The organism is Nesterenkonia suensis (assembly GCF_054782935.1).
Genome location: NZ_BAAGRN010000019.1, coordinates 1 through 5,575, shown reverse-complemented (window position 1 = coordinate 5,575; position 5,575 = coordinate 1). Strand labels below are relative to the sequence as shown.

The following is a 5,575-nucleotide window of genomic DNA, read 5'->3' as shown; positions in this document are numbered from 1 at the left end:
CTTTAAGTGGTGTCCGGCGGTGACCTACTCTCCCACACACTCCCGTGTGCAGTACCATCGGCGCTGTGGGCCTTAGCTTCCGGGTTCGGTATGGGACCGGGCGTTTCCCCCACGCTATGACCGCCGTAACTCTCTCAACCCAACCACCACACCACCAGCCCCTCCACACAGAAGAGGACACGCAGCACAGCAGCGGGTAAACCTGTTACACAACACTATCCAATTAACACAACCAACCCCAACCCCACCACACACCACAGCGCATGACAGAACACCCCAAAACAAGGGCAGGGACCAGCAGGGTTTGTTGATCAGGGACCGCCTAGTGGACGCGAGCACAGTAACTCAAGTGATTCTTGTTGAACACCCACACCACCGACACACAAGCCAGTGATGATGATGGTGTAAGTGGTCGGCTTATTAGTACCGGTCAGCTTCACACGTCTTCAGTCCGTGCTTCCACATCCGGCCTATCAACCCAGTAGTCTAGCTGGGAGCCTTCACACCTCAAGGGTGACGGAGATCTTATCTCGAAGCCGGCTTCCCGCTTAGATGCTTTCAGCGGTTATCCATCCCGAACGTAGCTAATCAGCGGTGCACTTGGCAGTACAACTGACACACCAGAGGTTCGTCCGTCCCGGTCCTCTCGTACTAAGGACAGACCTTCTCAAATCTCCAACGCGCGCAGCGGATAGGGACCGAACTGTCTCACGACGTTCTAAACCCAGCTCGCGTACCGCTTTAATGGGCGAACAGCCCAACCCTTGGGACCAACTCCAGCCCCAGGATGCGACGAGCCGACATCGAGGTGCCAAACCATGCCGTCGATATGGACTCTTGGGCAGGATCAGCCTGTTATCCCCGAGGTACCTTTTATCCGTTGAGCGACGGCCCTTCCACACGGTGCCGCCGGATCACTAGTCCCAACTTTCGTTCCTGCTCGACATGCCAGTCTCACAGTCAAGCTCCCTTGTGCACTTACACTCAACACCTGATTGCCAACCAGGCTGAGGGAACCTTTGGGCGCCTCCGTTACTCTTTGGGAGGCAACCGCCCCAGTTAAACTACCCACCAGGCACTGTCCCTGGACCCGATCAGGGCCCGAAGTTAGATGCCTAACAACACCAGAGTGGTATTTCAACGATGACTCCACGACCACTAGCGTGACCGCTTCACAGTCTCCCACCTATCCTACACAAGTGATGTCAAACACCAATACCAAGCTATAGTAAAGGTCTCGGGGTCTTTCCGTCCTGCTGCGCGTAACGAGCATCTTTACTCGTAATGCAATTTCGCCGAGTTCACGGTTGAGACAGCGGGGGTCTCGTTACTCCATTCGTGCAGGTCGGAACTTACCCGACAAGGAATTTCGCTACCTTAGGATGGTTATAGTTACCACCGCCGTTTACTGGGGCTTAAATTCTGAGCTTCGCCCCCAAAAGGGCTAACTCGTCCTCTTAACCTTCCAGCACCGGGCAGGAGTCAGTCCGTATACATCGTCTTACGACTTCGCACGGACCTGTGTTTTTAGTAAACAGTCGGACCCCCCTGGTCTCTGCGGCCCCAACCCGCCTCCCCGCAGCATGTGCGGATCACGGGTGAGGCCCCCCTTCTCCCGAAGTTACGGGGGCATTTTGCCGAGTTCCTTAACCGTGATTCTCTCGATCGCCTTGGTATTCTCTACCTGACCACCTGTGTCGGTTTGGGGTACGGGCGGCTAGAACCTCGCGTCGATGCTTTTCTCGGCAGCATAGGATCACCGGATCCCCACCCAAACGGTGGGGCCCATCAAATCTCACCCTCAACGGCCCCCGGATTTACCTAGGAACCAGGCTACATTCTTAGACCTAGACAACCATCGCTAGGCCCGGCTACCTTCCTGCGTCACACCTGTTAATACGCTTGGCTCCCCAGTTCAGGTCCCACGCTCCCCACACACGCAGACTCAAAGAGCCTGTCCAGCGTGGTTCGGGTGGTTAGTATCACCAGTTCACCATGGGCGGTTCTTCGCCGGTACGGGAATATCAACCCGTTGTCCATCGACTACGCCTGTCGGCCTCGCCTTAGGTCCCGACTAACCCAGGGCAGATTAGCTTGACCCTGGAACCCTTGGTCATTCGGCGGACACGTTTCTCACGTGTCTTTCGCTACTCATGCCTGCATTCTCACTCGAACACGCTCCACCACAGGCTTCCGCCGCAGCTTCACCGCAGTGTCCGACGCTCCCCTACCCAACCCCCGTCCAAAGACGAGAATTGCCACGGTTTCGGCGGTGTGCTTGAGCCCCGCTACATTGTCGGCGCGGAATCACTTGACCAGTGAGCTATTACGCACTCTTTCAAGGATGGCTGCTTCTAAGCCAACCTCCTGGTTGTCTAAGCAACTCCACATCCTTTCCCACTTAGCACACGCTTAGGGGCCTTAACCGGTGGTCTGGGCTGTTTCCCTCTCGACCATGAAGCTTATCCCCCACAGTCTCACTGCTGCGCTCTCACTTACCGGTATTCGGAGTTTAGCTGACGTCAGTAACCTTGTAGGGCCCATCGGCCATCCAGTAGCTCTACCTCCGGCAAGAAACACACAACGCTGCACCTAAATGCATTTCGGGGAGAACCAGCTATCACAGAGTTTGATTGGCCTTTCACCCCTACCCACAGCTCATCCCCCCAGTTTTCAACCTAGGTGGGTTCGGTCCTCCACGCGCTCTTACACGCGCTTCAACCTGGCCATGGGTAGATCACTCCGCTTCGGGTCTAGACCCAGCGACTCACACGCCCTCTTCAGACTCGCTTTCGCTACGGCTGCCCCACACGGGTTAACCTCGCCACTGAGCACTAACTCGCAGGCTCATTCTTCAAAAGGCACGCCATCACACACCCAAAGGCATGCTCTGACGGCTTGTAGGCACATGGTTTCAGGTACTATTTCACTCCCCTCCCGGGGTACTTTTCACCATTCCCTCACGGTACTGATTCACTATCGGTCAGCAGGGAGTATTCAGGCTTACCAGGTGGTCCTGGCAGATTCACACAAGATTCCTCGAGCCTCGTGCTACTCGGGATACACTCACAGGCCGGCGGAACGCATTACAACTACGGGACTAGCACCCTCTCCGGTCACGCACTCACCACGTGTTCGTCTATACGCCCGCACCTCAACCCCCAGGACTGGTAGACCCTGGACGGAATGTCCCACAACCCCGCGCACGCAACCCCTACCAGGTATCACACGCACACGGTTTAGCCCCATCCGCTTTCGCTCGCCACTACTCACGGAATCACTCTTGTTTTCTCTTCCTGTCGGTACTGAGATGTTTCACTTCCCGACGTTCCCTCCAACCGGTCTATACATTCAACCGGCGGTCACACACCATAACAGCATGCGGGGTTTCCCCATTCGGAAATCCTGGTATCAACGCTCGGTTATCAACTCCACCAGGCTTATCGCAGATTCCCACGTCCTTCATCGGCTCCTGCTGCCAAGGCATCCACCATGCGCCCTTCAACACTTACACACAAGTATTCAACCAAGGACAACACAACACCACCACAACCCCTCAAGGCCATGACGATGCGATGCTTGACCACGTTTCACATTAAGAAACAAAGATGCTCGCGTCCACTATGCAGTTCCCAAACAACAACCCCCACCACCATCACCACACACCCACAACCACCACAACACCCCCAACGAAGGAGGCCCTGCAATGACCACGAGCCCATGCGGCTACCTGCAGCCAGGGCAACAGATCCAGAAACACCAGACCCCACGACCAGCCACCCCACACAGAGGCGACCGACGCACACAGGCCTGTTGTCCCAGGACCCAACAGTGTACCAAGCACCACAACCAGCACAACCACGACTTTCCCACAACCACCACCCCCACCAGAGGCAGAAGCAGCTTCATGCGTACTCGCCATGACCAGACCGACCATGATGACTGAATGTTGATATTCCACCCTTGAGCAAACCACCAGCTGAACGAACGCCAGCATCAGATGGCGGACCCGAACTCGGGTCCAGCTCCTTAGAAAGGAGGTGATCCAGCCGCACCTTCCGGTACGGCTACCTTGTTACGACTTAGTCCCAATCGCCAGTCCCACCTTCGACCACTCCCTCCGGAAAACCGGTTGGGCCGTGAGCTTCGGGTGTTACCAACTTTCGTGACTTGACGGGCGGTGTGTACAAGGCCCGGGAACGTATTCACCGCAGCGTTGCTGATCTGCGATTACTAGCGACTCCAACTTCACGAAGTCGAGTTGCAGACTTCGATCCGAACTGAGACCGGCTTTTAGGGATTAGCTCCACCTCACAGTATCGCAACCCACTGTACCGGCCATTGTAGCATGCGTGAAGCCCAAGACATAAGGGGCATGATGATTTGACGTCATCCCCACCTTCCTCCGAGTTGACCCCGGCAGTCTCCCATGAGTCCCCACCATCACGTGCTGGCAACATAGGATAAGGGTTGCGCTCGTTGCGGGACTTAACCCAACATCTCACGACACGAGCTGACGACAACCATGCACCACCTGTGAACCAGCCCCGAAGGGAAACTACATCTCTGCAGCGATCCGGTCCATGTCAAGCCTTGGTAAGGTTCTTCGCGTTGCATCGAATTAATCCGCATGCTCCGCCGCTTGTGCGGGCCCCCGTCAATTCCTTTGAGTTTTAGCCTTGCGGCCGTACTCCCCAGGCGGGGCACTTAATGCGTTAGCTACGGCGCGGAAAACGTGGAATGTCCCCCACACCTAGTGCCCAACGTTTACGGCATGGACTACCAGGGTATCTAATCCTGTTCGCTCCCCATGCTTTCGCTCCTCAGCGTCAGTAACAGCCCAGAGACCTGCCTTCGCCATCGGTGTTCCTCCTGATATCTGCGCATTTCACCGCTACACCAGGAATTCCAGTCTCCCCTACTGCACTCTAGCCTGCCCGTACCCACTGCACACCCGGAGTTAAGCCCCGGGCTTTCACAGCAGACGCGACAAGCCGCCTACGAGCTCTTTACGCCCAATAATTCCGGATAACGCTCGCGCCCTACGTATTACCGCGGCTGCTGGCACGTAGTTAGCCGGCGCTTCTTCTGCAGGTACCGTCACAAAAAGCTTCTTCCCTGCTGAAAGCGGTTTACAACCCGAAGGCCGTCATCCCGCACGCGGCGTCGCTGCATCAGGCTTGCGCCCATTGTGCAATATTCCCCACTGCTGCCTCCCGTAGGAGTCTGGGCCGTGTCTCAGTCCCAGTGTGGCCGGTCACCCTCTCAGGCCGGCTACCCGTCATCGCCACGGTGAGCCATTACCTCACCGTCTAGCTGATAGGCCGCGAGTCCATCCAAGACCGATAAAATCTTTCCACCAGCACCCCATGCGGGGACTGGTCGCATCCGGTATTAGACCCAGTTTCCCAGGCTTATCCCAGAGTCAAGGGCAGGTTACTCACGTGATACTCACCCGTTCGCCACTAATCCACCCGTGCAAGCACGGGCTTCATCGTTCGACTTGCATGTGTTAAGCACGCCGCCAGCGTTCATCCTGAGCCAGGATCAAACTCTCCATCAGAAAAATAATAGA

At 56.3% G+C, this 5,575-nt stretch carries 3 rRNA genes; all 3 read right to left on the bottom strand.

From position 1 onward, the window contains the following. Positions 1-11: 11 nt before the first annotated feature. The 3 genes from rrf to ACYVKI_RS12925 all read right to left on the bottom strand — a co-directional run bounded on the left by rrf (position 12) and on the right by ACYVKI_RS12925 (position 5,563). Positions 12-128, bottom strand: a 5S ribosomal RNA gene (rrf, locus tag ACYVKI_RS12935). A 272-nt stretch (positions 129-400) separates the two neighbouring features. Continuing rightward, positions 401-3,514, bottom strand: a 23S ribosomal RNA gene (locus ACYVKI_RS12930). Positions 3,515-4,033: 519 nt separating this feature from the next. Then, a 16S ribosomal RNA gene (locus ACYVKI_RS12925) occupies positions 4,034-5,563 on the bottom strand. The 16S, 23S and 5S rRNA genes sit together here, the layout of an rRNA operon. Positions 5,564-5,575 lie beyond the last annotated feature (12 nt).